Annotated in this window: 25 protein-coding genes; 14 read left to right on the forward strand and 11 right to left on the reverse strand. The window is 40.8% G+C overall.

Going from position 1 to position 25609, the window contains the following annotated elements:
- Positions 1-228: 228 nt before the first annotated feature.
- The 11 genes from KYH19_RS08580 (at position 229) to KYH19_RS08630 (ending at position 9238) form a co-directional block, all read left to right on the forward strand.
- Complete coding sequence (locus tag KYH19_RS08580) at positions 229-951, forward strand: hypothetical protein (protein ID WP_219078354.1); 723 nt, start codon at positions 229-231, stop codon at positions 949-951.
- Between the two features lie 186 nt (positions 952-1137).
- Positions 1138-2286 carry a DUF3800 domain-containing protein gene (locus KYH19_RS08585; protein WP_219078355.1) on the forward strand — a complete coding sequence of 383 codons (1149 nt, stop codon included), beginning with the start codon at positions 1138-1140 and terminating at the stop codon, positions 2284-2286.
- A 98-nt stretch (positions 2287-2384) separates the two neighbouring features.
- Positions 2385-2966 (forward strand): hypothetical protein, encoded by a 582-nt coding sequence (locus tag KYH19_RS08590; RefSeq protein ID WP_219078356.1) that lies wholly within the window; start codon positions 2385-2387, stop codon positions 2964-2966.
- Between the two features lies 1 nt (position 2967).
- Positions 2968-3843 carry a ComEC/Rec2 family competence protein gene (locus KYH19_RS08595; protein ID WP_219078357.1) on the forward strand — a complete coding sequence of 292 codons (876 nt, stop codon included), beginning with the start codon at positions 2968-2970 and terminating at the stop codon, positions 3841-3843.
- A gap of 1246 nt (positions 3844-5089) precedes the next feature.
- The gene (locus tag KYH19_RS08600) at positions 5090-5368 is read left to right on the forward strand and encodes a helix-turn-helix domain-containing protein (protein WP_219078358.1); all 279 of its coding nucleotides are present in this window, start codon (positions 5090-5092) and stop codon (positions 5366-5368) included.
- 376 nt (positions 5369-5744) lie between these two features.
- Positions 5745-6383 carry a DUF6266 family protein gene (locus tag KYH19_RS08605; RefSeq protein ID WP_219078359.1) on the forward strand — a complete coding sequence of 213 codons (639 nt, stop codon included), beginning with the start codon at positions 5745-5747 and terminating at the stop codon, positions 6381-6383.
- 63 nt (positions 6384-6446) lie between these two features.
- Entirely contained in the window at positions 6447-6821 is a 375-nt protein-coding gene (locus tag KYH19_RS08610) for a hypothetical protein (RefSeq protein WP_219078360.1), read from the forward strand.
- Complete coding sequence (locus KYH19_RS08615) at positions 6740-7303, forward strand: peptidoglycan-binding protein (RefSeq protein WP_255562597.1); 564 nt, start codon at positions 6740-6742, stop codon at positions 7301-7303. The genes KYH19_RS08610 and KYH19_RS08615 overlap by 82 nt, the downstream gene beginning before the upstream one ends.
- Entirely contained in the window at positions 7290-7775 is a 486-nt protein-coding gene (locus KYH19_RS08620) for a hypothetical protein (RefSeq protein WP_219078361.1), read from the forward strand. The genes KYH19_RS08615 and KYH19_RS08620 overlap by 14 nt, the downstream gene beginning before the upstream one ends.
- 146 nt (positions 7776-7921) lie before the next feature.
- Entirely contained in the window at positions 7922-8509 is a 588-nt protein-coding gene (locus KYH19_RS08625) for a Crp/Fnr family transcriptional regulator (RefSeq protein ID WP_219078362.1), read from the forward strand.
- 66 nt (positions 8510-8575) lie between these two features.
- Entirely contained in the window at positions 8576-9238 is a 663-nt protein-coding gene (locus tag KYH19_RS08630; RefSeq protein WP_219078363.1) for a hypothetical protein, read from the forward strand.
- A gap of 123 nt (positions 9239-9361) precedes the next feature.
- On the opposite strand, the gene KYH19_RS08635 is transcribed toward KYH19_RS08630, so the two are convergent.
- The 8 genes from KYH19_RS08635 to KYH19_RS08670 all read right to left on the reverse strand — a co-directional run bounded on the left by KYH19_RS08635 (position 9362) and on the right by KYH19_RS08670 (position 20069).
- The gene (locus KYH19_RS08635) at positions 9362-10186 is read right to left on the reverse strand and encodes a glycerophosphodiester phosphodiesterase family protein (RefSeq protein ID WP_219078364.1); all 825 of its coding nucleotides are present in this window, start codon (positions 10184-10186) and stop codon (positions 9362-9364) included.
- Complete coding sequence (locus KYH19_RS08640; RefSeq protein WP_219078365.1) at positions 10183-11475, reverse strand: metallophosphoesterase family protein; 1293 nt, start codon at positions 11473-11475, stop codon at positions 10183-10185. Before KYH19_RS08640 ends, KYH19_RS08635 begins: the two co-directional genes overlap by 4 nt.
- A 25-nt stretch (positions 11476-11500) precedes the next feature.
- Positions 11501-12973, reverse strand: coding sequence for a SusD/RagB family nutrient-binding outer membrane lipoprotein (locus KYH19_RS08645; protein ID WP_219078366.1), 1473 nt, complete (start codon positions 12971-12973; stop codon positions 11501-11503).
- Between the two features lie 11 nt (positions 12974-12984).
- Positions 12985-16437, reverse strand: coding sequence for a SusC/RagA family TonB-linked outer membrane protein (locus tag KYH19_RS08650; RefSeq protein WP_219078367.1), 3453 nt, complete (start codon positions 16435-16437; stop codon positions 12985-12987).
- Between the two features lie 97 nt (positions 16438-16534).
- Entirely contained in the window at positions 16535-17560 is a 1026-nt protein-coding gene (locus tag KYH19_RS08655; protein ID WP_219078368.1) for a FecR family protein, read from the reverse strand.
- 93 nt (positions 17561-17653) lie between these two features.
- Positions 17654-18211, reverse strand: a complete 558-nt coding sequence (locus KYH19_RS08660) for an RNA polymerase sigma-70 factor (RefSeq protein WP_219078369.1) — start codon at positions 18209-18211, stop codon at positions 17654-17656.
- Positions 18212-19260: 1049 nt separating this feature from the next.
- Entirely contained in the window at positions 19261-19815 is a 555-nt protein-coding gene (locus KYH19_RS08665) for an STM3941 family protein (RefSeq protein WP_219078370.1), read from the reverse strand.
- Positions 19816-19838: 23 nt separating this feature from the next.
- Positions 19839-20069, reverse strand: coding sequence for a hypothetical protein (locus KYH19_RS08670; RefSeq protein ID WP_132402219.1), 231 nt, complete (start codon positions 20067-20069; stop codon positions 19839-19841).
- 334 nt (positions 20070-20403) lie between these two features.
- Between KYH19_RS08670 and KYH19_RS08675 the strand changes: the two genes are divergently transcribed.
- Positions 20404-21321 carry a GlxA family transcriptional regulator gene (locus tag KYH19_RS08675; RefSeq protein WP_219078371.1) on the forward strand — a complete coding sequence of 306 codons (918 nt, stop codon included), beginning with the start codon at positions 20404-20406 and terminating at the stop codon, positions 21319-21321.
- A 90-nt stretch (positions 21322-21411) separates the two neighbouring features.
- Positions 21412-22182, forward strand: coding sequence for a DJ-1/PfpI family protein (locus tag KYH19_RS08680; protein WP_219078372.1), 771 nt, complete (start codon positions 21412-21414; stop codon positions 22180-22182).
- A 131-nt stretch (positions 22183-22313) separates the two neighbouring features.
- Here KYH19_RS08680 and KYH19_RS08685 read toward each other — a convergent pair whose 3' ends face one another.
- From KYH19_RS08685 to KYH19_RS08695, 3 genes are read right to left on the reverse strand one after another with little or no spacing between them, the layout of a single operon-like run.
- A complete protein-coding gene (locus KYH19_RS08685) occupies positions 22314-22862 on the reverse strand; it encodes a hypothetical protein (protein WP_219078373.1) in 549 nt (182 codons plus the stop codon).
- Between the two features lie 60 nt (positions 22863-22922).
- Positions 22923-23609, reverse strand: coding sequence for a hypothetical protein (locus KYH19_RS08690; RefSeq protein WP_219078374.1), 687 nt, complete (start codon positions 23607-23609; stop codon positions 22923-22925).
- A 20-nt stretch (positions 23610-23629) separates the two neighbouring features.
- Complete coding sequence (locus KYH19_RS08695) at positions 23630-24268, reverse strand: suppressor of fused domain protein (protein WP_219078375.1); 639 nt, start codon at positions 24266-24268, stop codon at positions 23630-23632.
- A 160-nt stretch (positions 24269-24428) separates the two neighbouring features.
- Here KYH19_RS08695 and KYH19_RS08700 point away from each other — a divergent pair, with 160 nt between their 5' ends.
- The gene (locus tag KYH19_RS08700) at positions 24429-25601 is read left to right on the forward strand and encodes a glycoside hydrolase family 88 protein (protein WP_219078376.1); all 1173 of its coding nucleotides are present in this window, start codon (positions 24429-24431) and stop codon (positions 25599-25601) included.
- Positions 25602-25609 lie beyond the last annotated feature (8 nt).

Here is a 25609-nt window from a genome sequence, read left to right on the forward strand (position 1 = left end):
GTGGCTCTGTGTTATGGATATATTATTAGCTTTTATCGATTAATGTGGTCCAAAGCCATGACTGTACTAATATGTTTGGTATTTTTATTATTAATGCATTGATAATTAGTATATAATTGTGCAAAACTTATATTGCTATTATGTTTAGTTTTCTATAGATTTGTTATAAAGGTTTTGGATTGTAGGATTAATAATGCTTAATTTCTATGCTTTTGTAAAACAAATTATATGGAACAAGCACAGGAAATAAAGGTTGTTAAAGTCGTACAAGATCCTAGAATTTCATTGAAGCAATTTTCTAGATATAACAAGGCTACTGAAAAGGGGAAAGAAAACATTTTAAAGGGTTGTAAGTATCCCAGTGGTTATGTCCCTAGGTTTTATGAGAAGGCAAGGAAGATTGTGTGTGACACTTTGGGGTCGAATTTCGATGATTATGAGTTATACTTTGATCAGTTTGTGAAGCAAGCTGCTGCTCTTAGGAAAGAAGCGATCGAATTTCCATCAGATAAGGATGAATATAAGAATAGAATCTGTTCTGCCAATGGTCTGATGGCGTTTGTTGCTATGGGAAAGCAAATAGTTCCCCTACTTCGCAAGTATGTTCTGAACTCAAATATTTCAAATAGGAGGGATGCCATTCAAATAGAAGGGGTTAAAATAGGGGCGGTAGCTGATATGCTTTTGTTTGAGAATGCAGGCGCTTCACAGGTTGGTTTGTTAAAATTTAATTTTACTAAGGCGCCAATGTCAAGACTCGAGGCTGAGTATATGCTGTATGTTTTAAGAAAGTTTTCGAAGGATAAGTACGGGATCAAGGTTGAATTAAAGGATTGTATTTTGGTGGATGTGTTTTCATCGAAAATATTTATCGCTACAGATGATGTATTTATTGAGGAGCCTGCACGGCTAGCTTGTTTGGATATTAAAGGAAGATGGGTTGGGATTTAGATATTCTATTTCAATGCTTCTAAATGATCATTTATTTATGGAATTTTAATTCCGGAAGAAACTTGGTCGTTAACATGCTAGCAGAATAATAGGCCATCTTAGTTAAGCTTTTACGGTTAACCGTATTTTTATTCTAAAGAAGACCTTTACCTTACGACTATAATTTGTAAAATTAATTCTCTAGCAATGTCAGAAGAAATTATTGAAAATATGGAGGTGGGTGCTGAAGCCGTCCCAAAAAAGAATATAAAGAAAAAACTAACTAAAGAGGAAAAAGAGGCAAAAGCCCTATTCGAAAGAAAGTTGCTTATTGATCGGGTTGCCAGCGGAACCATCTCTACGGTAAAAGACAAAGTAGCTTTTATTCTAAACAACCATAACGAAGCAAGAAATTCCGACATCAAATTAGCTTACATTTTCTGGCGAACCTTCGAGGAGGAGAAACTAGACGGGAAAGAAGACATTTCCGTTGAAACTATGTTGAAGCTAACCAAGCAGATCACTTTGTCTCGATGGCGTGCTAAAATCCAATACGACTACAAACTTTTTCTTGCTGATGAAGATGTACAAATATCTAGGGGGAAACTTCAGGGACAATATAAACGTGAAGCACTGGATCATAAGCCAGCAAATCTTCCTTTGTATCAGGTTTTTATTGATGAGACCGGTAAAAATGAAGAATATCTGTCAGTAGGATCCATTTGGCTACTTGGATATAATCCTGGGCTCATTATCCATTCCATGGAAATTAATGATTGGAAAAAAAGAAAAAAGATTGAATATGAATTCCATTTCAGCAAGTTGTCGAAACATAAACTAGAGGATTATAAAGATTTTTTTAGACTTTTTATTTCTAAATTTCCGGATATCGGCTTTAAGGTCATTGTGTTAAAGTCGAAAGGTTTAGCTAATAAAAATGAAGCAATCGTAGATTTAACATTTCACTTATTGCATAAAGGTATTATTCATGAGCATGAATCTAAAAGGGCTCCACTGCCACGGATGTTACAGGTCAGAATTGATGACGAGGAACTCGGTAGCGACACCTTGAAGCTTGAAAATATCAAAGAGAGAATTAGTGGTCAAAAAGTTGATGGTTTGCATCTGGATGTTTTTGAAGCTGTGTCATCTGCAAAAAATCATTTTATCCAAGCTGTCGATCTCTTTACAGGTGCAGTAAATAGAAAGTTGAATTTTCCAGGCGAACCAAACTTCAAAGATGAGTTTGCGGAATTTATTTTTGACTCTTTGGGTTTCGATATCACGAATTTAGACTCCCCTAGTGAAGATCCGGGCACATCTATAGTATTTAACCTAAGTGCGAAAAATACTTAAGATTAATTCATTATTCTATCAATCGATAACTTTGTCTCAGAAATAAATACTCAGAAATCAGTATTTGATGTCACGGATTTGATCACGAAATTGAGCTTATGAATTTTAAAGCATACGATATTCTCGCATCTCTAATACCTGGTTTTTTAATTCTTTTAGCAGGAATGCAGTTTTTTGAAATTCCCTTCAATAAAGACATGGCTTTACCATATACTGCAGAAGCATTTTTGTTAGGATATATAATAAATGCATTGTCGAGTTGGTTAGAATCTTTCTATTACTGGACATGGAAAGGAAAACCTTCCACTAAACTTCTTAGAGGGGTTGGCACATGGAAAATAAAATTTTATACTGCTGAAAAAGTGAGAACACTTTTGTTAGAAGAATGTTCCACCGAAAATCCAGATATGGATGAACTTTTCAGCTGCGCATTGAGAAAAATCTCAGGAGAAAAAGAAGGTAAAGTCGAGGACCTTAATTCAGGTTATGCCTTTTCTAGAAGTCTTCTTACAACAGGCGTAATAGGTATACCATTTGTATTATATCAACATGCATCGGACATTAGATTTTTTCTTATTCTCTTGCCTTTGTTGTTTGTACTTTGGTTACGAGCAAAACAACGCGCATATTTTTATGCACGAGAAGTATTAAACAGTTATCTTAAATTAAAGCAATTATAGTATGGGAAGAGTAAAAATGAGGGTTTGGGATGTTAAGCACGGTAGTGCTATTTTTTTGAAAACGCCAAACGACAGGATTCATGTAATCGACTTGGGAAGAGGAGATTATTCTGAAAACAGCGATGACCGTAGTCCGCTAGAAACTATAAGATACCATTATGGTATAACTCGGATAAACCACCTAACTATTACCCATCCACATAAGGATCATATCGATGACATCCTAAATTTGGATAACCTTGGTATAAGCGTGAGTGTACTACTGCGGCCGAAATGGCTGAGTAGGGCTGATGTGAATAGTACTATTAACGTTTCAGATAAAGCTAAGTTCGATAAATATTTTAGTATGAACGAAACCTATAACACGAATGTCACAGGAACGATTAACGACATATCTATTCCTCCGAATAATGGTGGTGTCTCGTTCCGTCACTTTAATACGAAGGATCTGCCAAAGAGCAATTTTAATAACCATAGTATACTCACTATTATAGAATTTGAAGGAATAAAGATCGTTGTGCCTGGAGATAACGAATATGATTCACTGGAGGAACTCATGAATCTGGCTGGGTTTGCGGATGCGATCAAGAACTGCGATGTACTAATTGCACCACATCACGGCAGGGAATCAGCATATCACTCAGAATTTGTGCGCACAGCAAATCCCAGGTTGACAATAATCTCTGATGGTTCAGTTTGTGATACCAGTGCAAATCAAAAGTATAGCCAGATAAGTAGAGGGTGGACTATTCATAAGAATGGCGAACAAATCAAAAGGAATTTGTTAACTACTAATTATGATGGGGAGATTTATTTGGATTTTGGGAAGGAAGCTCTTGATGAAAAGCCATTTTTAAAAATAGAGATCAAAAATTGATTTTTGCTCTGTTGAATCTTCCAGAAATTCTACATATATTTCTTTTCCCACATATTCACCTAGCATTAACAGCGATGTAAGAAACCGGTCTTTTTGCCAGAACAGGATAGTCGTTTCCTCTTCTTATTTAACAGCGTATAGCCTTAATGTGCCATTACTGATGAAGATTAGGGGAGAGCTGTATAACTGCGACACCTTAACGGTTTGTTTCTTATTGAACATGCGCTCATGAAGAGAATAGTTCAGATAACATTTTAGCCCATAAGAGGTTTTAAGTAACATTCAATTTTTTTAAAATAGCTTTCATTTTCCATAATATACTTTTAGGGCAAAGAAAGAAGCTTTCGTGCTGTCGTCAAGTTGCTTGCTTAGCAACCCTAACTAAATTTAATGGTGCCTGCTTCTGCCTTTTGTGCTGAAAAGATTTTTTACGGCAATTAGACCAGAGGGTTTTTAGCAAGTAATGAGCATTTGGCCGGTTAAAACGGATGAAGGGAAATGGATATTTAGACAGCTTTGTTTTAACAAAATTGAATATTATGCTGCCTGATTGGGTTGATGGGTGAAATATTTTTAATACACCAAGCTTGCTGCCCGGGCAACCTTCAGATAACTTGCCAGGTATAGGCTAAATTGTTTTATTTGCCTGAATAAGCTGTTTTTTGCCAGGCTCAAATTTTTAGTGTTCCGTTTTTATTGACATTAAACCCGCCTGGCTGCAACAGATTGCCATTTTTGATATACTATTCGATATAAATTGTCGTTATACAGGGCATGGGGCGTAATATATTATGTCTTTAATTGCTGATTAAATTTACGCTTGATGGAAAAACTAACACCAGTTACTTTTTCATCCCTATCAATTAAATTATTTACCAGAGTGCATAAATTTCCCGTTTATGCACGGCAAAACCGCCCACAGCGGGTGGCTTGTATCATTTTTAACCTGGGGCTTATCTGCCTTAGCCGGTGCTACCCATAACTTTGGGGGCATTTGCCCCAGCAATAAATTTGAATTTACATATCTATCATTAACTTGAATATTATTGGGATTGTTAAACAGCTTTTGGTGCTGTTTGGCGCTAAAATTTACAGGTAAAAACCATATTTTCTAACTAATTTCAGCCGCTTCAGTACCATGGGTTTAACCGCCTGAATAACAGCAAGGAAACCTCTTCCGGACCTGGTTGCGGAACGCCTCATCAGCCTTTCGCAAAATGGTTTCGTGTTTTAAATTTTACGCCTTATGAATAACCTTGAAGCACTGGTACAGGTAATGTACAATATCTACCTCGTACTCAACAAAGAACAACTCACCTTTACTTTTATCGATCTCTTCGGCGACCCTGATGCGCAACTCACCCGCCAGCAGGTTAAAGATTACTTAAATATTAGCGAAAGCACCTACAAACGTAAGGTAAAAGATGGCACCTTAAAGCCTGTAAAACTACCTGGTGGCGATCGTTTTTACCTGAAGGATCTGCTGGCCGCCTACCTGGAGAGCCAGCGAAAAGGCCGTATCTGATTACCCCTTCTTTACCTGTTGTTTACCCTTTCTTGGTACCAGGTTAACCCCAGGGTTACCCCATGGTTACCTCGGCTTTACCCTTTGGTTACCTAAAAGGTAAAGCCGGAGGCCGTTTTGGCTGATCAGCTACACCCGTTATGGTTATGCTGCCCTTAAGTTGGCTGCCACAAGTTCCCACGGTTTATGCGCTACGCGCTAATTGTGACGGCTCATTTTAGCTCACAATCCCCGCAAATTGGCTCAATTTAGCTCATTTTAGCTCAAAATGAGGTGATAATGCCGCCAGGCCGCTAGGTTTGAGCATGGATTTAAACATACCGGTATAAACAGAAATCCTTTGATACAAACATTTTTCACTTAAAAAACAAAAATTATGGCAACTTATTCAAAAGGCGCAAATGGCGCATTCTCTGGCAAAGTAGGTAGTGTAATTGGCAGCAACTGGCGCAGCATCGATTACCTGAGGGGCTTACCAAAAAAAAGCAGCAAACCCAGTACCGAACCCCAACTGGCCCAACGTGCTAAATTTGCGCTCGCCGCGCTCTACCTGAGCCCTATTAAGGACATTTTAAACATTGGCTTTAAAGATAAACAGCTGAACAAGATTACAGGTTACAATGCCGCGGTAAAAATCTTCTTAAACCAGGCGGTTGGTGGCAGCTACCCGGATTTTGCAATCGATTTTTCGCAGGTGGTGGTTAGCAGAGGTTCGCTCTCGGTTTTTCATGGCCTTAATGCAAGCCTGCAAGGGGCAGATCTGGTACTGAACTGGCAGAGCATTTTAAACCGCTACAATTCTTTTACTGATGACTCGCTTACCGTAGTGCTTTTTAACGCTACCAAAAGCATGTACCTGGTGTACGAAGATGCGCAGCGCGCCGCAATGACTTACACCGCGGTAATTGGCGCCGGCTTTAGTGGTGATGTTTTTCACGGATGGGCTTTTGCAGCGAATCGTGATACCACGGCCGTGGCAAACAGCCAGTACCTGGGTACCTATACCATTCCTTAGTTTAGTTCATAACCCGCCCAAACCATGCTGTATTGCAGGTTTGGGCTATTTAACAGAAAAGATATGAAAACATTAAAACTGGCTTTAATGGCGCTAACGCCAAAAAGGCAAATACTCGAAAAACTGATGCTGGCCACCATCTTAGTTCTAGGCTGGCTTACCCTCCCTAATTTATTAAGAACCTTCGAACCTACCGCTGCCTTGCTCGATGCAGGTATTTGGCAACTGCTTTTGCTTGGCCTGTTGTGTTATGTGGCCCTAATGCAAATTTCCTGGTGGCTTTTGTACCGCTTTTGGCTCAGCCTTGGCCTGCTTAATTTAACAGATATGGTTTTACGATTTAAACAACTCACATCATGGCAACAGTTAAGATTTTTTTGGGCATCGTTTGCTTTGCTCTTTTTAGCGGGCATAGCCTGCCTGGCCGCTATAACATAAACCAGGCGCCGAACACGGCCATGCCTGATAGGGCAAAGCTGTTGTGCATTGCAAAAAACGAAGTAGGTGTGCGCGAACTTTCCGGACACAACGATGGGCCGCGGGTAGCTGCATACCTGCGTTATACAGGTGTTGAACAGGGCAGCCCCTGGTGTGCTGCTTTTGTAAGCTGGGTTTTCGGCCAGGCCGGCTACAGCGCTCCACGTACACCCTGGAGCCCGGCCTTATTTCCATTCGATAAACGCACCGAACAGATATACCCTGCAGTAGTATTCGGCATTTACTTCAGCCACCTGAAACGTATTGCCCATTGTGGCCTGGTGGAGCGACAGGAGGGCGATTGGCTCATTACCATAGAAGGGAATACCAATATGGAAGGCAGTAGAGAAGGAGATGGGGTGTACAGGAAACGGAGGTCAGTAAAAGCCATCAAATACTTCGCCGATTGGATCAATAAGAAAGGAGTGGATGATGAAAACTGAGTTAAACCTATTGATGGCCTGTAGTATGCTCATTACAGCTTGCGGAAGTTTAAAAAGCAATAAGACGCTGCATACGCAAGAGTTTCAATCGAACAGCTATAACGAGGAAAATACAAATCAGCAAAGTTGGGCAACAAAAAACACCGTTTTGCTTGATACCAGTAACAGCGAATATGTGGTGCAAATTACACCATTGGGGAAATTTTTCTACAGTAATGAAAAGGGATTCGAAGGGATGGCCGAAAAAGTTGTGCTAAGCGGAAAAGGAAGTAAAAGGCAGATCCTGCATCAGCAACAGCAAACCGGGCGTCAGCTGCAGCAACAAAAGCACAGCCTGGAAAACACACAGTTAAAGACGAAGGTTGAGCGCATTGCTAAAAACAGAAAGCCGCGTTTAACCATGATGTGGATAGGGCTGGTAGTGGCACTCGGCCTGGTTTACTGGCTATTGAGAAAATGGCGCTTCGCCTGAATTGTAAAAATGCTCCCTTTAAACAATTTAGGGGAGCATTAATTGCTGGTTTATGTTGTCGCCAGAACCTTTAAACGTAAATGATGTAGTTTAGCACAGATGTTTACCCTGAATACATTAAATTTATTTCAGGCAAAATAACTAAAATGGAGACAGCACATGATGAATATAAACAAGGTTTTATTGACTTTGTAAACAGCCTTAACAATTTGGGAATTGAGGTAGCCACAGTACTGGCGCAGCAATTAGAAACGGTTTCATTTAAAAAAGGCGAAGCGATATTGGAACAGGGAAGTGTATGCAGATATGTCTACTTTATCAATAACGGATTGGTTAAAACTGGTTTTGAAGGTAAGGACCGTACATTTATTATGCGCTTCTTTGCGGAAGGCAACATGTTCACCGTTCTTGACAGCTTTCTTACTCAGCAAGTGGCTGCTTACCAGATACAGGCGCTGGAAAATACTGTGGTTACGCGTATCCCGCGAAAAGCATTGGATGATTTGCGGACGCGTTTTCATTCCATAGAAACTTTTTTCAGCAAACTGCTTGCCATGGCTTCGGTTAATATGATGTCTAGGATTGGCGAGATCTTAGAGGAGCAAGCCTCGGTGCGTTATGGAAACTTCATCAAAGAAAATCCGGATCTGGTACAAAGGATCAGTCTGGGCGACCTGGCCAGTTATTTAGGAATTACCCAGGTTTCTTTAAGCAGAATCAGGGCAGGAAGATAGTTTTTTATCATTTGATAAATTTTCGATGGTGTGGATGGACTAATTTTGATTCATTAATTTAATGTGATGAAGACAAAATTTTCTATTTCGCAAAAGTTGAGCCTGATTATTGCGGATGTGTTTACAGTTGTTGCACCGGTAATGGGTTATTTAGCTATAGGATTACCTCCCGTTATTATTGTGGGTGGATCTGCATTAATCGGACTAGTATGCTGGTATTTTACATATCTTCAAAAACCGGTTGACCCAAAAATTATTTTACCGCTTTTTCTGTTAACGGTGGCCGGTCTTCAAATCCACATTATAGAAGAATATTTAACGGGTTTTGCCCCTGCAATGAGCAGGCTGTTTGGCATTCCATGGACTGAAAAAAGTTTCCTGATGGTTTTTGCATTGGTTGGCCCTGCCATTTATACCCTTACGGCTCTAGGCCTTTATCATCGGGTTCCGATTGCTGGTTTTGTGGCCTGGTTTATTTTTATAGGCCCTGGTGTAGCGGAGTTTACACATTTTATCTTTCCGCTGATTAAGCCCGAATTGAACGCAAGGGCATTGAATCCACTTAGTGCAACCATTGATGGGAAACTGATTGCCAATATGCGCAATTATTACCTTGGTGCTACCGGAACTTATTATTTTCCGGGCATGTGGACGGCAATATTGCCCATGATACCTGGGATTTATGCCATTTATCGTTTATTTAAGTTAAACAGATTGGAAAGGGTATAAAAAAGGCATTTGCATAAGCTACCTTGAGGGACTGGATACCAAAGCCTGCCAAGTACTGACTTGCTTTTAAAAAAAAGAAAAACGGCTCCCTTCTGTAAAAAACAGGGAGCCGTTTAATGCTGATTAGTTCGACCTTATCTTCTTCGCTTTAAGGTATTTGATCAATGCTTCAGGATGATCAGTTTGTAATCCCTGAACGCCGGGTTTTATCGCTTTGTCCCAATTTTCAGGGCTTTCAACGGCGCTTTGCACATCAGGAAAAATACTAATCCCCATTTTTTTTAACAGGGGGAGCAGATCTTCGGCCGGAACACGATCAATTACCTCCAGGGGTGTTTTTGTAAAGACCTCCATCAGCGCTTCCTTTGTGGTAACCGACTGTGCTAAACTGGCTATCAATGGCATTTGGGGTGCAGTTTTTCGCCACGAAGTATAATCATTGTTGTTACCCACATAAACCAGCACCTGGTGCTCCATATTTTCTTTTTTAATGGCGCGGTAGGCTTTTTCCGGTTCGGCCGCTTTAAAATCTAAATAAATATTGACTTTGTTTTTGCAGGCTTTGAGGGCTTCATCAAAACCGGCAATTTGATGTAAACTGCCATCTTTGCCTTTAAGTACAAGTTTTTTTACCTCCTCAAAATCAAGGTCTTTTATTAAACCCTTGCCATTGCTCACCTGGTCTACCCCTTCATTATGCAACAATACCAGCTGCCCGTCTTTTGTTGTCCGCAGATCCAGTTCCACATAGTCGGCCCCTATAGCAATGGCATCCTCAATGGAAGCGATTGTATTTTCTGGCTTGATTAAGTGGCTTCCACGGTGGGCAATCACCATAAAAGCATTTTTGCTTTTAGGTAATGGCCGTAGCGCCTGCTGTGCAGCTACGGTGATCCAGAAACTGCTCAATAACATGATGTTGAATGACAGGCCTGCTTTAATGTTCATGGTTTAGTGTTTTTTGCAGGGTTCAGATCGGTAAATGCTGCAGCATGGTCACGGTCTGCTTTTTTTAACGAAAAAGCATCAAAAAGTTCGCCCGAAGTTTTATAGGCCTCAAATTTAAGGTTGGGTCCATCAACATGGATCACCTGGAAAAGCTGTGTATTTTCTAACGATACATCCATCCATTTTGCACCATCTACCTGGTACATTTTAGGGCCTGCAACCGAAACCAGGTAAACCGGTCCGTTTACTTCCCGTCCTGATAGTCCTCTTGGCAGGTTTTGTCCGCGGCTATAGGTATGGTCGTGCCCCTGTAACACCAGATCGACATGGTATTGGTCAAACAAGGGTTTAAAACGTTCCCTGAATTCCTTATTGTCTCTGCTTTTTGCCGTAGAGAAAATAGGGTGGTGAAAGGTGATCACGGTCCACCGTTTTTTATTTTCTTTCAGTACTTTTTCGAGCCACTCATATTCCGCTTTGGCCGAATTTTCGTCTAATATAATCATTTGTGAATCGAGGGAAATGATACGCATATCCTGGTAATCTACATAATAAACCGATTCTTCCAATCCCTTTGGTCCGTTGCCGGCAAAAGTATACTGTACACCCCAATGTGGATCGAGTACCAGTTTTCTTGTATCATCCCGTACATATTCGTGGTTTCCGGGAGCGGGAAGGCTGGGAATCATGCCATTGATAAAACCACCTCCATAATGCCATTCGCCCCATTCCTGGTCATTATTGGAACGGTTAATCAGGTCGCCGGCATGGATAATAAACCTGGCATCGGGCTGGTGGGAAAATGCCTTACGGATTACGCGAGACCATTTTGAGCGGATGTCGTTTTGTGCATCGCCCAGGTAAATAAAAGAAAATGGTTTATTGTTAACTGATGCCGTGGTAAACTGGAACCACTCGCTCCAATGCTCGCCCGACCCCACACGGTAGGCATAAACCGTTTCCGGTTTGAGCTTGGTAAAAGTAACATGGTGGTATTTGGCGATTTCATAATTATTTCCGCTTCCCAGCAGGGTAGAAGTGGCCTCATAGCTGGTAATGGATTGTTCGAGTGCCGGATTGGAATCTTCGGCCTTGATCTGTGCTTTTGAAGCTTTAATCGTCGTATCGGTGCGCCAGTTAACCGTTTGGCTGGTGGCAGGATCTGCGGCCCAGGTTAAAATTACGCGGTCGGGGAAATGCCCGGGTTTAAAATCCTGGGCATGAGTTTTAGCCCCAACAGCCAAAACAGAGAGTGTAAACAGAAAAAGTGCTTTTATATATAATTTCATTGTTGTAATAATTAAGGAATTTAATTTATTTAAGGGACCACATTAAGGTGTACTGATTATCGGCACCGAAAACAGCAACCGCTTTTTGATAATTAACGCGGTTTTTTGCGCTTTCGGAATCGGGGTAGGTATATCGTTTTGGTATGCCTCTGCCGGCCGCAAGCGGACCGGTAACAAAAGCCGGGTAGCCGGTGCGGCGCTGATCAAACCATCCTTCTGAACCTTTAAACAGCATGGCCAGCCATTTTTGGGTGATCAACTGTTCAAGCGTAGCATCATATTTCACCAATTGCTGGTCATAGTAAGTTTGTGGGGCGGTTATGGCATAACTGCTCATCGATTCTCTGATGCCTTTATAGTACAGCGATTCTGCCGTTTCACCAGGCACGGTAAGTTTTCCTTTTTGTACAGCTTCTGCTAAAATAAAACACTGCTCGGTATAAGTGATCAGGCTGGCTTTTAACAAGGTGTTAGAAGCGCCTCCGTTTTTTCTGAAAAAAGCAGAAGAGAAAACCGAAACATGATCTTCTCCACCGTTATAGGCCGATGGTGCATCAATAGCATTGGGTACGCCAACATATCGGTTCAGATCTACGGTAGCACCAGTGGTACTTTTTACCGGTTCTACCCAAACAGCAAGTCTTGGGTCGGTTCTTTGGATCAACCTGTCTACCAGTTCTTTGCTTACTTTGGTTTTCTGGTAATCGAAATCGATCATCGCCAAAGGCCCACCAGGCCAGCTATAGGCGGCGATATTACCTAAATAGGCCATTTCGGCATTGTCTGCACTGCTTTCGAAGATGGGGTATGCTGTTTTATCATTCAAAATCTCCTGCATCTCGGTAAAGGCCGGTGTATAGTTTTTCGAGATGCGCAGCAACATCCGTAAGCGCAGCGCGTTGGCAAACTTTCGCCAGGCAAGTGTTTTTCCTTTAAACAGTACATCGCCCTTGGCATTTATTTCCTGACTGTTGCCTTTCAATAGCGCGTTCGCTTCCCTTAATTCTTTCAACAAATCGGGATAGATGGCCTGTTGCTGATCGTATTCAGGGTAGATGAGGTTGGCCTCTTTCGATTTTAAGGCCTGCGAATAGGGGATATCGCCATATAAATCGGTAAGGTAACCAAAGTTAAAAGCCTTCATGATTTTACCGATGGCAACATACTGGTTCTCCGAGCGTTTCTGTGCAGTTTCCATAAAGGTTTTATTCACGGCTAAGCGGGCATAAATGTCATCCCAGTCAACCGGTCCCCAGTCTAACAGATCGTAACCGGTATTTCGCACCAGGGTAAGGTAGCGTGCTGCCGAAGCCGGTCTTCTGTCAACCGCATTTTCCTGGTAAGCATAAGCGGTAGAAACCAATACATCCGATAGTAAAAACTCGGTATTGGTGGTTTCAGGTGCATTGGGGTTGGTATTTATTTCTTCAAAATCTTTGGTACAGCTTGTGATTAATGCAAGCAGCACGAAAAGGACTGTGGTATATTTGAATTTCATTTTTGTACAGGTTAAAAGTTACAACTTAGTTTAAAACCGAATGAGCGTGTACCTGGTAAGGTCCAGTGGCCAACGCCGAGTTTAAAGCCTTCGGTAACACTCATGGTTGTTTCCGGGTCATAGCCCAGTCCGTTGGCAGTCCAGGTGTACAGGTTCCGCCCGATAAGTGATAAGGACAGGTTACTGATGGGCAGTTTACCGGTTACTTTTTTGTTGAATACATAGGTTAAAGAAGCTTCTCTGATTTTCAGGAAGGAAGCAGAATACGTTAATCTTTCGTAGTATTTATTATAAGTGTTGTTATAAAAGTCAGAAGCTGCAATAATTACGGTGTTTTGGCTCAGGTTACCATTTGCATCAGCAATATAACCCGGAATAATCATCCCATCGTTCCGCTTTTTGCCTTGCGAATCTGTCCATGGTAAACCACCGGTTTCCGCATCCCTGCCAGCAAGAGTATTATCCGTCAAACCGGCATTGATCAGGCTTTTAACCACGTACGAATAAAAATTACCGCCTTTGCGCCAGTCTAAAAGCACATTTAAGCTAAAGTTTTGATAACTGAAAGTATTGTTAAAACCTACCGTGAAATCTGGATTGTAGTTTCCTACCTTGATGTATTCGGTATTGTTGCGGATATAATGCCCGGTTTTATCCAATAAAGCTGCGCCTGCATTTGGGCCGCTGCTTACTTTGGTATAACTCGGCGTATAAAAATCACCGATTTTTGTACCTTCCTTAATCAGGTAACGGATATTATCCCCGTCGGCACTGCCCATTGAATATTCTTTTAAACCGTCTGATAACGCAATAACTTTATTTTCATTTTTGGTGAAGTTGACATTGGTTTCCCATTTAAAGCGGCCATCAAAAGGAACCGCATTTAAGCCGATTTCCCAACCGCTGTTCTGGATGTTTCCGGCATTGATCAACCGGTTGGATGAACCTGAAGCAATGGTGGTTGGGATATTGATGATCTGGTTCCTTTTGTTTGTTTTATACCAGGTGACATCGATGCCTATGCGGCTTTTAAAAAAGCGCAGGTCTCCGCCAAATTCGTAAGAAGTGGCAATTTCTGGTTTCAGGAAGTTATTTTTGAGGTTGAACTCAATGGTTGCTCTTTTTACATCGCCCCAGTCCTGGTTAAACGGGATGGTATTATACAACTGGTAAGGATCGGTATCACTACCCACCTGTGCCCAGTTGGCCCTCAGTTTAACAAACGAAAGCACATCTGATTTGATCTTGAAGACATCCGTTACAATGGTGCTTAAAGATGCGGAAGGATAAAAGTACGAATTGTTGCCGGCCGGGAGTGTGCTCGACCAATCGTTCCTTCCTGTAAGATCAAGGAAAACCATATCCCTGAACGATACCTGGCCGAGACCATAAACACTATTGATGCGTTTGCGTGAATTGTATTGCGAATTTACGATGGTGCCCGCCTGTGCGTTGGCAATATTGTAAACACCCGGAATACTCAGACTCTCTGTTTTCTGCGCGGTTGACCTGTTGGTCTGATCCATTTGGTTACCTCCGGCAGAAAGACTCAAAGACCAGTCCTGATTTAACAGTTTTTTATAGCTCAGTAAAAAATCGGTATTCTGTTCCTTAAAGAAGGAATTATCTACACCATAACCACCAAATTTAAACCGTTTCGAACTAAAAGGGCGTTTGGTTTCGTGTTCCTCGTTGTACATATCAAGTCCGGTACGTACCATTAAACTTAAGTTTTTAGTGATGTCGTAAACAGCCTGTACATTTCCGGTTAACCGGTTCCTGTCGTAGCCGTTGGTATGCTCATAAGCTACAAAATAAGGATTGTCAGAATCATCTGCTGAAAACTGCTCGATGTTTTCCCGTCCCGGTTTCCAGTAGTTTTTCAGGTCGTTGATGTTCATATTCGGTGGTAGTGAATACAGCATCTGCGTAACACTTTCCCGGTAAGCCGATGGCCTGTTGTCGCTTTTATTGTTAACATAGCCAATATTGGTGCTGATCTTTAATTTAGGATGCAGCACATAGGTGGCAGAAAGGTTAAGCGTATTCCTTTTCAGGTCGGTATTGGGCACGATCCCTTTATTGTTCAGGTTGGTGTACGATAAGCGGTAATTGCCATCTGCATTTTTTCCGGTGATGGAAATGTTATTGGTATAGGTCGCACCGGTTTCATAAAAATCCTGTGGATTATTAGGATGAGATATCCAATCGGTAGCTATTGGTTTTCCGCTGGCATCCAGAGGGCTGTTCCATTGCAGGTGTTTTGTACCTGCATCAAGCCGCGGCCCCCAGGCAGAGGTGGTAGAAGATGCAGGGTCGTCGGTATATTCGCCGCCCCCAAAGGTATGCTGGAAATGTGGGAACATCCAGGCCTGATCATACATGGCATTGGAGTTAAAGTTTATCCCTAAACCCCTTTTGTTTACCGAGCCACTTTTGGTAGTAATCAAAACCACACCACTTCCGGCCCTGCTGCCGTATAATGCGGCGGCACTTGCACCTTTTAATATGGTGATACTTTCTACATCATCCGGACTGATATCTGCAATCGGGCTACCATAATCAACAGATGAGCGGCCAACTTCTGATGTTGCACGGAGCGAATGTGCTACCGGAACGCCATCTACCACAAATAAAGGCTGGTTGTCGGTTGCGATTGATGATTGCCCCCGGATGGTGATAAATGAACTTGATCCGGGATCAGCACCCGTGCTTACCACATTTACACCCGCTACTTTTCCGGCCAGTGAGTTGATTACATTCACTTCTTTTACCGTGTTTACATCACTGCCTTTTACCGTGGCAATGGAATAACCAAGGGCTTTTTCTGCACGTTTAATACCTAAGGCAGTAACCACTACATCGGAGAGGGCTGTTTCATCCGCGGAGAGACTAACCTTTAATTCGGTTTGGCCCTGAAGAACGATTTCTTTGCTTTGATAACCGATCATCCTGAAAATCAGGGTTGCCGATTGATTGGTAACATTGAGGTTAAAATCTCCGTTAAGCCTGGTACTGGTAGTGTTGCTGCTGCCTTTTTCGATTACATTTACCCCGGGTAAGGGTAGCCCTTTTTCATCGGTTACTTTTCCGCTCACGCGGATTGATTTTTTAATAATGACCTGGTTCTTTTCGATCAGGTAGGTAAGCTGCATCGGGGTTAAAATCCGGTTTAATAAGCTGCCCACAGTTTCGTTATCGGCTTTTAAAGCGCTAATGTGCTGTTGCGCTACGGCATCTTTATTAGAATACACGAAATAAAGGCCGGTTTTCTTTTCCAGGGTTTTAAAAAGATCTGTTAAATTTCCCGGTTTTAAACTGATACTTACTTTGGTGTTTAATTGTTGAGCATTTACGGGTGATGCCTGCCCTACAAAGAGCATAATGGAGAGCATGATGTAAATAAGGATAAAAAAACGCATTGCGCTAAAAATTAATTGACCAGTCACTGCTGACTTTTTCATAACTTTGTTTGTTTTAATCTTGATGGGTTAAAATAAAATTTAAAATTTCTTAGCTGCGGCATGCGCCAACATGCTGCAGCTATCTTTTACGGATTGTTTAGTTACATTTACCTCCTTTTATATAAATAGTCTGTTTGTTTATGGTGTAATGGATATCAAATGTGAGCCCGATGGTTTTCATGACCTCGCTTAGCGCCACATTGTCGAATTTTGCTGTGAGTTCACAGTTTTTGAAAGACTGGTCGGTAACTACCTTAACCGCATATTTACGTGATATGATCTGGAATACCTCTTCCATAGGGGTACTTTCGAAATTCATCTTTCCTGTTCTCCAGTCGACCGAGGTTCTGGCATCATCAACGTCTTCGCGCAGCAGGCGGGCCAATCTTACATCGTAAACTGCTTTCTGATCGGGCAGGAGGTGAACTGCAGATGATTGTACGCCGGCAGAATCTCTCGAAACCGCTACCTTTCCGGTAAGTACGGTTACTTCCGGCCGGGAGCCTTTCCAGGCACGGATATTAAAACTGGTTCCCAATACCCTGGTTTGGATCTGCTGGCTTTTGACTATAAAAGGATGAGCAGGATCTCTTTTTACTTTAAAAAAAGCCTCTCCATTGAGTTTAACTGTTCTGATGCCGGCATGTTTCAGGTTTTGCGGAAAGCTGATACTACTGCCTGAGTTTAACCAGATCTCGGAGCTATCCGGAAGCATTACTTTAACAATTTTACCGGGCGCTGCAGTTTTGCTTGTCCACGCTACCTGGTATTCGTTAACCGGCAATGGCTTTTTATCGCCACCCATAAAAAAGAGGAGTGCGCCAATAATTGCTGCAGCCGTTGCCGCCGGCCACCATTTTAATATTTTGAATTTTCTGGCCGGAGCCTGATTGATCTGTTCTTTGATGCCGGCAAAACTTTCCTTCCACAATCCATCATCCGGTAATTGCGCGGTATCCTGCCATAACAATAATACCTCTTCCAACTGCTCCTCATGGTCAGGATCTTTACTTACCCAATCCCTGAGTTTTTTTTCGAGCTGCGCAATTTCAGCTTTGCTGCTGTGCAAATCTTCCTTTACAGCCAAATATTCGAGTACTAATTTCCAGGTTTCCTGATCCATTCCCATGCTTTTGTATCTACAGAGACAAGAAATGCAGGAGCACTACGGGTCGAAACCTGTTAAGTTTGCGTTAAAAAATTATTAAGCGGTGTTTTACCTGAATTCAGCGCTGTTTTGCAATACTTTTTGCTGAAGAAACTGAAAGCCTTTTACCAGGTGGTCTTCAACGGTCCTCACCGATATATCGAGTAAAGCTGCAATTTCTTTATAACTAAAGCCATCAATCCGGTACATATAGAAAATAAGTCGCCGCCTTTCAGGCATCTGATCAATCAGTGCATAAAGTATACGGTTCCGGTCTTTGTTCTGGAAAGCCTGTGACGGTGTTTCTTTCCGATCGATAATTTCCGGGTTTTCTTCTTCACTATCAATATGCAGGAAACTGGCTTTGGGGATTTTATGATAGTTGATAGCGGCATTTTTAACGGCGCGGAAAAGATATGCTTTTTCGTCAGCGATCAGGGTGCTGTTTTTCCAGATGGCTATAAATACATCATTTAGAATGAGCTGTGCATCTTCTATATCCTTTACCAGGTAAATGGCGTACTTTTTAAGCGTGGGGTACATACGGCGATAAAGGTCTTCGAAAGATTTTTCATCAAACCTCTTTTCCTCTTTGTAGTTAAAACCGGCAGTATTGTTTTCGCCCATAAAATTATCGCGTCAAAATTAAAATTCAGAAACGATACGCATATTAACTCAATATTAAATACGCGGGTTATTTTGCGTTCAGGTACTGATGGTCTGAGAAGAAATATTAAGCATTGGACTCTATTTTAAACCTTTTTTTTTAAGGGATATTAGTTAAATTATAGGAACAGGAATTTTTAAACATTCCCTTCGACTCCGCTATCAATGACAGATTTAAAAAATCGTCGTCATTTCGATCCGATGGCTATCGGATGAAGCGCAGCGAAATGGAGAAATCTTTTAATATAGTTCAAAGATTTCTCCACTGCGGTCGAAATGACGCCCCTCCGATGTATTTGAAAAATTCTAACATCTACCATCGACAGACTCCAAAAGAGGTCGTCATTGCGAGGCGCGAAGCTAACCGAACGATTGAGCTCATGAATACCTTTAAAAACAACAGCAAAAATGAATAATCTTAAAGCCCACGCTGTTAGCGATCGTTGTAAGATTGCCTCGTCGGCTGAAAAAGCCTTCTCGCAATGACGTTTATGTAAACAACTGATATTTAGTGTTATTTTTTTGACCATATAAGACATTTAAGTACCATATAAGCTTATATGGTGTGAAAGCCTAATGGATTACTTAATGAATTAGATGTTCTTAGGTGTCTAAGGTGGTTAATTAAACTGCATAGTCTTTAATTTTTACGACTACCTTAGACATCTTAGCTCAATGAGTTTTGCAGGATGCAAAATCTTAAACCTAATACGTTAGAAAGCGCATATAGGACGTCATTCCTATATTTTTCAGGCCACAGACCTGATGGTTACTCGCAATGACGATTCCTCGCCGGAACATAGCTATAGAACCCTCTGTTAATCATATTGATTTTTATAAAATAAATTATCTCTTAGGATGACAATTCTATATTTATTAGACAGCCTCTTACTGCTTTTCGGGCAAATGCTTCCCGTCAAAAGTTATTTATTGAAATCCCAGGAATTCTTCTAAAGGGTGTAGTTAAATCAACCGGCCGTTAAGATGTTTATGAGTGGTTTAATCAGCTCTTATTTGAATTGGTCATGTTGGAGGTGATCACTTCCTCTAAGTGTTTTGCGATAGTCCTGGATTATTGTCAAAAGTTTATTTGCGTTTATATCCAGTTCAGATGCGGTCAGAAAGATCTGCAGGTTCCCCGAGGGATCCTGTATGCCGCTGACCGCCATGGCAGATAGTTTTTTTTGAATGATGGGTATATAATGCGCTGCCCTGCCTACGCTTAGGACCACCAGGGTATCCCATCCGGCTTTCGTGATTGAGATGTCCAGGATGTCTTTCCATGATATCAGGCCTGCGGCCTTGCTCACTGCGGTAACTTCTGAGTATACTCCTTCACTACTGAGTATGAGTAGGGGAGCTGAACGGTTAAGGGAGATCAGCATCCTGATGATGACAATGAGCAGGATAATTCCTAAAACAGCCGACACTCCCCCAAGTTTAGTGGCAATATTACCAGTGAATAATCCGATGCTGTATAAAAATACCGCCACAAGTGCAATCAGGATGCCTGAGCAGATAAAGATGAGCTGCGCTGATTTTTTTTTATTTCTGTAAAATTCCATTTATTATATTTGAATTCAACTGCTTAATGTTGTAGATAGTTCACTTCAAAGCTGCCATACATCGCCATTTCAGCGCTGTGGGATATGACAAGTTTTAGCTTTAATTTTTCTATTACTTCTTTCGCGAAACTGATGCTTCTGTTCAGGTCCTTAATCCCGCGGACTTCAATTCCCCGTGAAAGCATTTTGAACTTTGAGGGTTCGAATTTTTCAATGAACTTTTGAATATCGGTTACTTTTTTGTTATCTGACATATTTTGATTTTTAGTGCTTATAACTTCGAAAAAAGCTTTTTGTTTGCCCTCTTTTTGCACAATGCTTCTTTAAAATCGTCTCATTCTTCGATGTTTTTTTTCTTAACGCTACTCTTTCTCTTTTTATGTATCAATGCTGCAGTGATTTAGGAAGATCACTGAATGCCTGTCAGCATCTTAATCAGGATCTGGCATTTTACAAATAATTTTTTACCAGGCATTTTGAGTTACATATCGCTGCTGTCTGCTGATGAGGACCCGTGTATAATTTGGACTGAGCCTATTGTCCACTATCGATGGAATACACATTATACTAAAACACTAACTTTGGAAAATGAAGCCTAACCGAGTTATATTTTTCATATTTAATAATGTTCACCTTTTAGATCTGGCCGGTGCGGTAACGGTTTTTTACGAATCGGGATGTTGCGGAAAGCAGTATGATATGCGTTACGTTTCGCCATATGACAATCCGGAAAGCTCATCCGGCCTTGGATTTACAAATGTTGAACCGCTCAGTTCCATTCCCGTTAATCAGCACGATATTGTAATTGTAGCCGGAATGGAAATTGAAAAATGGAACAGGGCAGATGACCATCTCTGGATACCCTGGCTGCAGTCTGCTGCAGCAACTGGCGCTACGATATCTTCAATTTGTACAGCAGCCTTTGCCCTTGCCGCCGCCGGGCTTTTAAATGGTCAAAACTGTACTACGCACTGGGCATGGACTACAGCTTTACAACAGAGATACCCTCTGATCAGGGTGATCGAGAATAAATTATTTGTGCAGAGTGGCAGGATTTTTACCAGCGCGGGGATTGCAACAGGGATTGATCTAGCGCTCTACCTTGTTGAAGAGCAGCATGGAGCAGCTTTTGCATGTCTTGTGGCAAAAGATATGGTTGTTTATATGCGCAGGGATGGAATGGAAGCGCAAAATAGCATTTACCTGCAGAACAGGCAGCATATTAACCACCTTGTACATCAGGTACAGGATTATATCACCAAACACCTGCATCAAAAAATAACAATAGGGGAACTGGCTGAGCTGGTCTTTATTAGTCCGCGTAGCCTTACACGCCTGTTTAAATCTGCCACAGGAATCACCATCGGGCAATATATTCAATCTTTAAGGATGGAAAAGGCAAAACACCTGCTTAAAACAGGAGAGAAGGTAGCCTGGATAGCAAAAGAATGCGGTTATAACAGCACTTCCCAGCTGAGGAAGCTGGCTAAAGAAATAAAGGATTAACATATTCCTGATAGATTGGCCGGATTGTGACTATGGCTGTCCTGATTTATTAGCTGTATCCGGTTAATTTTGGATTTAAATAATACGTTTATGAAACAGCTGTTACGCTTAATCTTTATCATTCCCTGCTTCGCATTTTCACAGGTCTATGCAAACACTTATGTATGTCAGCCTTGCAACCGTCCATGTGATAGCGCGACTTACCAGCAGCCCGGTATTTGTACGCAATGCGGGATGAAACTTGTAGAAAAAAAAACATCCTTATTAAAGGATAAACAAATAACGGTCTGCTTTTACCTGTATGATGGGGTAGAGATACTGGATTTTGCAGGCCCGATGGAAGTATTTTCCTATGCAGGATTCAAAATCATCACTGTCGCAAAAACCAAAGCGCCCCTTTTGACACAGGGCATTTTGAAGATTATCCCTGATTACAGTATTAAAGACGCTCCGCAGGCGGATATCTTTGCGGTATTTGGTGGCTCAGATGAAGTGGCAACAAATGATCCTGAAGTTATTTCCTGGATAAAATCCAGGGACAGCGCCACTAAAAGCTATTTTTCTGTCTGCACCGGAGCCTTTATTCTCGGGAAAGCTGGCCTGCTTGATCAGCTTACCGTGACCACTTTTCATAAAAGCATAACCAATCTTCAAAAGGCATTACCGAAAGCTAAAGTACTTGCAAATGTTCGTTATATTGATAATGGCAAAGTAATCACCACCGCAGGAATATCGGCGGGTCTAGATGGTGCGCTGCACCTGGTTGCAAAATTGAGGGGTAAAGAAGTAGCACAAGCAATTGCTAAACAAATAGAATATGATAAATATATACCTGAACAGGGGATGGACCTGTCTCAATAGAAACTGAAGGAAATGTATTGACTTTGTGTTTTTTTGATTAAACTTTTAAGTAGCGTTTTGGTGCAACCTGTATTGAAGTAAAATTTGAACCCGCCAACAGACAGTTTAGGTGAAATGTTAACGCTTAATCTTCATTTTTTAATTAACCGTATGTACTTCGCATTACACTCTTCAATTTTTACATAATAATTCATAACATTACCTGTATTTTGGATGGTAATCTGATTTTTATCCAATATGCCTCCAATCTCTGTTGGTAAAGTTATATCCGGATCAATTGGCTCACCTTCATCATCTAATGTGCCTTCGTTTTCACTCCACTCGATATTTTTCAGCGTAAGATAGTAACCGTCCTTACTTTCGTTAAGTTCTATTTCAGCCTTATCCGCTAAAGTTCTTGTATTGGTAGTTAACTTGTAGACCAGTTGATCTGCTTTGTAGGAGAGCATTAAGGTCATTTCACATGCCGCATCGTCGTTTTCAATCACATAGGTTCCTTCAATCGGAAATATGGTCTTTTTTATGGTCGGTTTTGTTTTAACTACAGTATTAGTTTTTGTTTGCTTAGGCTCAGCATTAACTGTTTTTTCGATTTTCTTTTTGCTTGTATGGTTTGTTTTTTTCTCTTCATTACACGAAATAAAGATCAAAACGCATAAAAGTATTGGTGTTATTTTCATATGGTAGAAGTTTTAGAGGGAGGGAAGATGTGGTGCTTGCTAAGAGGATAAGGTGGCCTGCTAACATAAGAGCCACCATAACTTTAAATAATTGAGTTTGCCATTCTTGAAATAGAATAAAAAAGCATCGTCAGCTGGTGCTTCGAGATAAAATCTAAATCGAACTTCGTCCGGATCTTCTAGCTTTTCCATCTTCGCAAGTGGAAAGGTTTTCCTAAAATCTTCTATTGATGTATTTTGGTTAAGCACAATTTGATGTTTGGGAATCTCAAATGAATTTGATTTGGCAAAAGCAGTATTAATTAACACAATGTGGTTATTCGTATTAAATTCAATGTTTTGTGCAAATAAGGTCGTCACATTCCCTTCGTATTTTTCAAATGTTCCCGACTTTTCGCTTTTGTCACCATAAGTTGCTTTCATCCACTTTTCATCAAGCCATTCAAATGGATCTCCACATTCCCATAGTTCTGTTTTTGAAGAATCGATTTTTTTGTACAACGAGTTAAATTTAGGGCGTGATAGTATCATATGGTGCCCATTAATCAAAACATCTTTGATACTCATGTACCTTTCTTTATAAACGATCGGTTTCTTGGTTTCCCTTCTTTTTAAGAGAACAGGTTGGCCCTGGATTGCTGTTTGTCGTTCATTTTTAGGCTCGCTTTTAGGTTTGCCCTCATTGCGGCAACTAATAAACATTATAGCGAATACGATAAATGAAATGAGTGTTTTAACTGCAGCCATAGTGTTCTATTTTTGAACTTTTAAGTACAGACATTTTTTCTGCCAATTTTTACAATTTCAGTTACATTGTGTTGGTCCAGAAGTTCCAATAACGCTACACCACCGTTTTGGTTTTTAAATTCGAGTTCTTCTTTATATAGCGGAATTAAAGAATAGATGGAAACAGCTTGATTATTTTCCAGTTCTATTTTCGTAAACTCATCTGATATCTCCTTAGAATACGCTAACATTACAGAATTGAATCCTGCGCCTTCGGCAAAAGCTCCATCTTCCTGATAGGTAAACGTGTGACCGAATCCTAGCCAGGTTTCGTCAGGATGCGGCAAAATCATCAGTTGTTTCATTAACCTGATTGGCCAATAGTTGCGCTCATCGCCGAAAGAATCATAATTAAGATTCCATTCTTTCGGAAGTAAAAACATGAGCTCAGCGTAGGGAGACGAATCAACATCCTCAGGCACTTTCATAGGCAAGGCACTCATTCCACAGCTTAACAGGATATGATATGGCCTGTTCTCATTAGCTTTTATAAAGAATATATCTCTATGGATGACCTCTGACTCAATTTCATCAAACACTACAATATCTTCATCATCATCAAAAAACTGGTCTAAGTGATTGTCGACAATCTCCACGCTATTAGGAATAGAATTTTTCATATCGTATAATTTTCGGATTTAAAACTACAGTAAAGCTGCGAATATTACTAAAAACGTTCTATATATGATATATGCAATTCAATAATTATTCACGAAGCGTAGAACTCCCAGATCATTATTATAAATTTACCCATCCGTAACCCATTAATCTGGTTATAATATGAACTTAAAAATAACAATAACGGCGCTAAGCATATTGTCTGTCAGTATAGTAAAGGCACAAAAAATAGATGTTAAAAAAGCATTTGCGTCAGCAGCGAAACAAACAGAAGTATTGATCAGAAATGTAGATTCGGCCAGGAAAGTAAAACCTGATCTGGTTTCACCACGAACTGTAGAAAACGGACAGTTTAAAATGGTGGTGTCGAAAGATTGGACCAGTGGATTCTTCCCGGCAGAATTATGGTATTTTTATCAATATACCAACGACAGGAAATGGCTCGATTTGGCTAAGAAATATACTGAGGATATTAAAAAGGAACAATTTAACACAGGAACGCATGATTTAGGGTTCATGATTTATTGTCCATTTGGAAACGGATACCGTTTAACAAACGATCCGGCTTATAAAGCAGTAATTATTCAGGCGGCAAAATCATTGTCTACAAGATTTAACGTCAAAGCAGGAGTGATAAAATCCTGGGATCATAATGGCGATAAGTGGAAGTACCCGGTCATTATTGATAACATGATGAACCTTGAGCTGTTATTCGAAACCACTAAGTTAACAGGCGATTCATCTTTCTATAAAATTGCGGTAACACATGCCAATACCACGATGAAGAATCATTTCAGATCTGATTTTAGTTCTTATCATGTGATCGATTATGACACCTTAACAGGTAATGTGCGCCAGAAATTAACCGCACAAGGTTACGCTAACGAATCGGCCTGGGCACGCGGACAAGCCTGGGCATTATATGGTTATACCATGTGTTACCGTGAAACTAAAAATAAAGCATATTTGGCTCAGGCTGATGGGGTTGCGGGTTTTATCTTAAACAGTAAAATTACGCCGGCTGATGGCATTCCGTATTGGGATTATAACGATCCTCAAATTCCTGATGTTTCCAGAGATGCATCTGCTGCATCAATTACAGCTTCGGCGCTTTACGAATTGGCAAAGTACAGTATCAATGGTAAAAAATATAAAGCAGCTGCCGATAAAATCTTAAATTCGCTCATCACAAAGTACACCAGTAAAATTGGTGCAAATTATGGCTTTATTTTAGAGCACAGCACCGGGCACCGCCCGGCGAAGTCTGAAATTGATGTGCCGATCAATTATGCCGATTATTACTATTTAGAGGCTTTGTTAAGAAGTAAAAACTAAAATGAAGT

The sequence above is a fragment of the Pedobacter sp. D749 genome, from assembly GCF_019317285.1.
Classification (GTDB): Bacteria; Bacteroidota; Bacteroidia; order Sphingobacteriales; family Sphingobacteriaceae; genus Pedobacter.

Excerpts from the sequence above, each read along its gene's own strand:
- KYH19_RS08580 (WP_219078354.1), top strand. The coding sequence starts at position 229 with ATGGAACAAGCACAGGAAATAAAGGTTGTTAAAGTCGTACAAGATCCT.
- KYH19_RS08660 (WP_219078369.1), bottom strand. The coding sequence starts at position 18,211 with ATGGGCGAAAACAATACTGCCGGTTTTAACTACAAAGAGGAAAAGAGG.
- KYH19_RS08640 (WP_219078365.1), bottom strand. The coding sequence starts at position 11,475 with ATGAAATTATATATAAAAGCACTTTTTCTGTTTACACTCTCTGTTTTG.
- KYH19_RS08605 (WP_219078359.1), top strand. The coding sequence starts at position 5,745 with ATGGCAACTTATTCAAAAGGCGCAAATGGCGCATTCTCTGGCAAAGTA.
- KYH19_RS08610 (WP_219078360.1), top strand. The coding sequence starts at position 6,447 with ATGAAAACATTAAAACTGGCTTTAATGGCGCTAACGCCAAAAAGGCAA.
- KYH19_RS08585 (WP_219078355.1), top strand. The coding sequence starts at position 1,138 with ATGTCAGAAGAAATTATTGAAAATATGGAGGTGGGTGCTGAAGCCGTC.
- KYH19_RS08700 (WP_219078376.1), top strand. The coding sequence starts at position 24,429 with ATGAACTTAAAAATAACAATAACGGCGCTAAGCATATTGTCTGTCAGT.
- KYH19_RS08685 (WP_219078373.1), bottom strand. The coding sequence starts at position 22,862 with ATGAAAATAACACCAATACTTTTATGCGTTTTGATCTTTATTTCGTGT.
- KYH19_RS08635 (WP_219078364.1), bottom strand. The coding sequence starts at position 10,186 with ATGAACATTAAAGCAGGCCTGTCATTCAACATCATGTTATTGAGCAGT.
- KYH19_RS08690 (WP_219078374.1), bottom strand. The coding sequence starts at position 23,609 with ATGGCTGCAGTTAAAACACTCATTTCATTTATCGTATTCGCTATAATG.
- KYH19_RS08625 (WP_219078362.1), top strand. The coding sequence starts at position 7,922 with ATGGAGACAGCACATGATGAATATAAACAAGGTTTTATTGACTTTGTA.
- KYH19_RS08675 (WP_219078371.1), top strand. The coding sequence starts at position 20,404 with ATGAAGCCTAACCGAGTTATATTTTTCATATTTAATAATGTTCACCTT.
- KYH19_RS08645 (WP_219078366.1), bottom strand. The coding sequence starts at position 12,973 with ATGAAATTCAAATATACCACAGTCCTTTTCGTGCTGCTTGCATTAATC.
- KYH19_RS08695 (WP_219078375.1), bottom strand. The coding sequence starts at position 24,268 with ATGAAAAATTCTATTCCTAATAGCGTGGAGATTGTCGACAATCACTTA.
- KYH19_RS08590 (WP_219078356.1), top strand. The coding sequence starts at position 2,385 with ATGAATTTTAAAGCATACGATATTCTCGCATCTCTAATACCTGGTTTT.
- KYH19_RS08620 (WP_219078361.1), top strand. The coding sequence starts at position 7,290 with ATGATGAAAACTGAGTTAAACCTATTGATGGCCTGTAGTATGCTCATT.
- KYH19_RS08665 (WP_219078370.1), bottom strand. The coding sequence starts at position 19,815 with ATGGAATTTTACAGAAATAAAAAAAAATCAGCGCAGCTCATCTTTATC.
- KYH19_RS08650 (WP_219078367.1), bottom strand. The coding sequence starts at position 16,437 with ATGAAAAAGTCAGCAGTGACTGGTCAATTAATTTTTAGCGCAATGCGT.
- KYH19_RS08655 (WP_219078368.1), bottom strand. The coding sequence starts at position 17,560 with ATGGATCAGGAAACCTGGAAATTAGTACTCGAATATTTGGCTGTAAAG.
- KYH19_RS08680 (WP_219078372.1), top strand. The coding sequence starts at position 21,412 with ATGAAACAGCTGTTACGCTTAATCTTTATCATTCCCTGCTTCGCATTT.
- KYH19_RS08630 (WP_219078363.1), top strand. The coding sequence starts at position 8,576 with ATGAAGACAAAATTTTCTATTTCGCAAAAGTTGAGCCTGATTATTGCG.
- KYH19_RS08670 (WP_132402219.1), bottom strand. The coding sequence starts at position 20,069 with ATGTCAGATAACAAAAAAGTAACCGATATTCAAAAGTTCATTGAAAAA.
- KYH19_RS08595 (WP_219078357.1), top strand. The coding sequence starts at position 2,968 with ATGGGAAGAGTAAAAATGAGGGTTTGGGATGTTAAGCACGGTAGTGCT.
- KYH19_RS08615 (WP_255562597.1), top strand. The coding sequence starts at position 6,740 with ATGGCAACAGTTAAGATTTTTTTGGGCATCGTTTGCTTTGCTCTTTTT.
- KYH19_RS08600 (WP_219078358.1), top strand. The coding sequence starts at position 5,090 with ATGAATAACCTTGAAGCACTGGTACAGGTAATGTACAATATCTACCTC.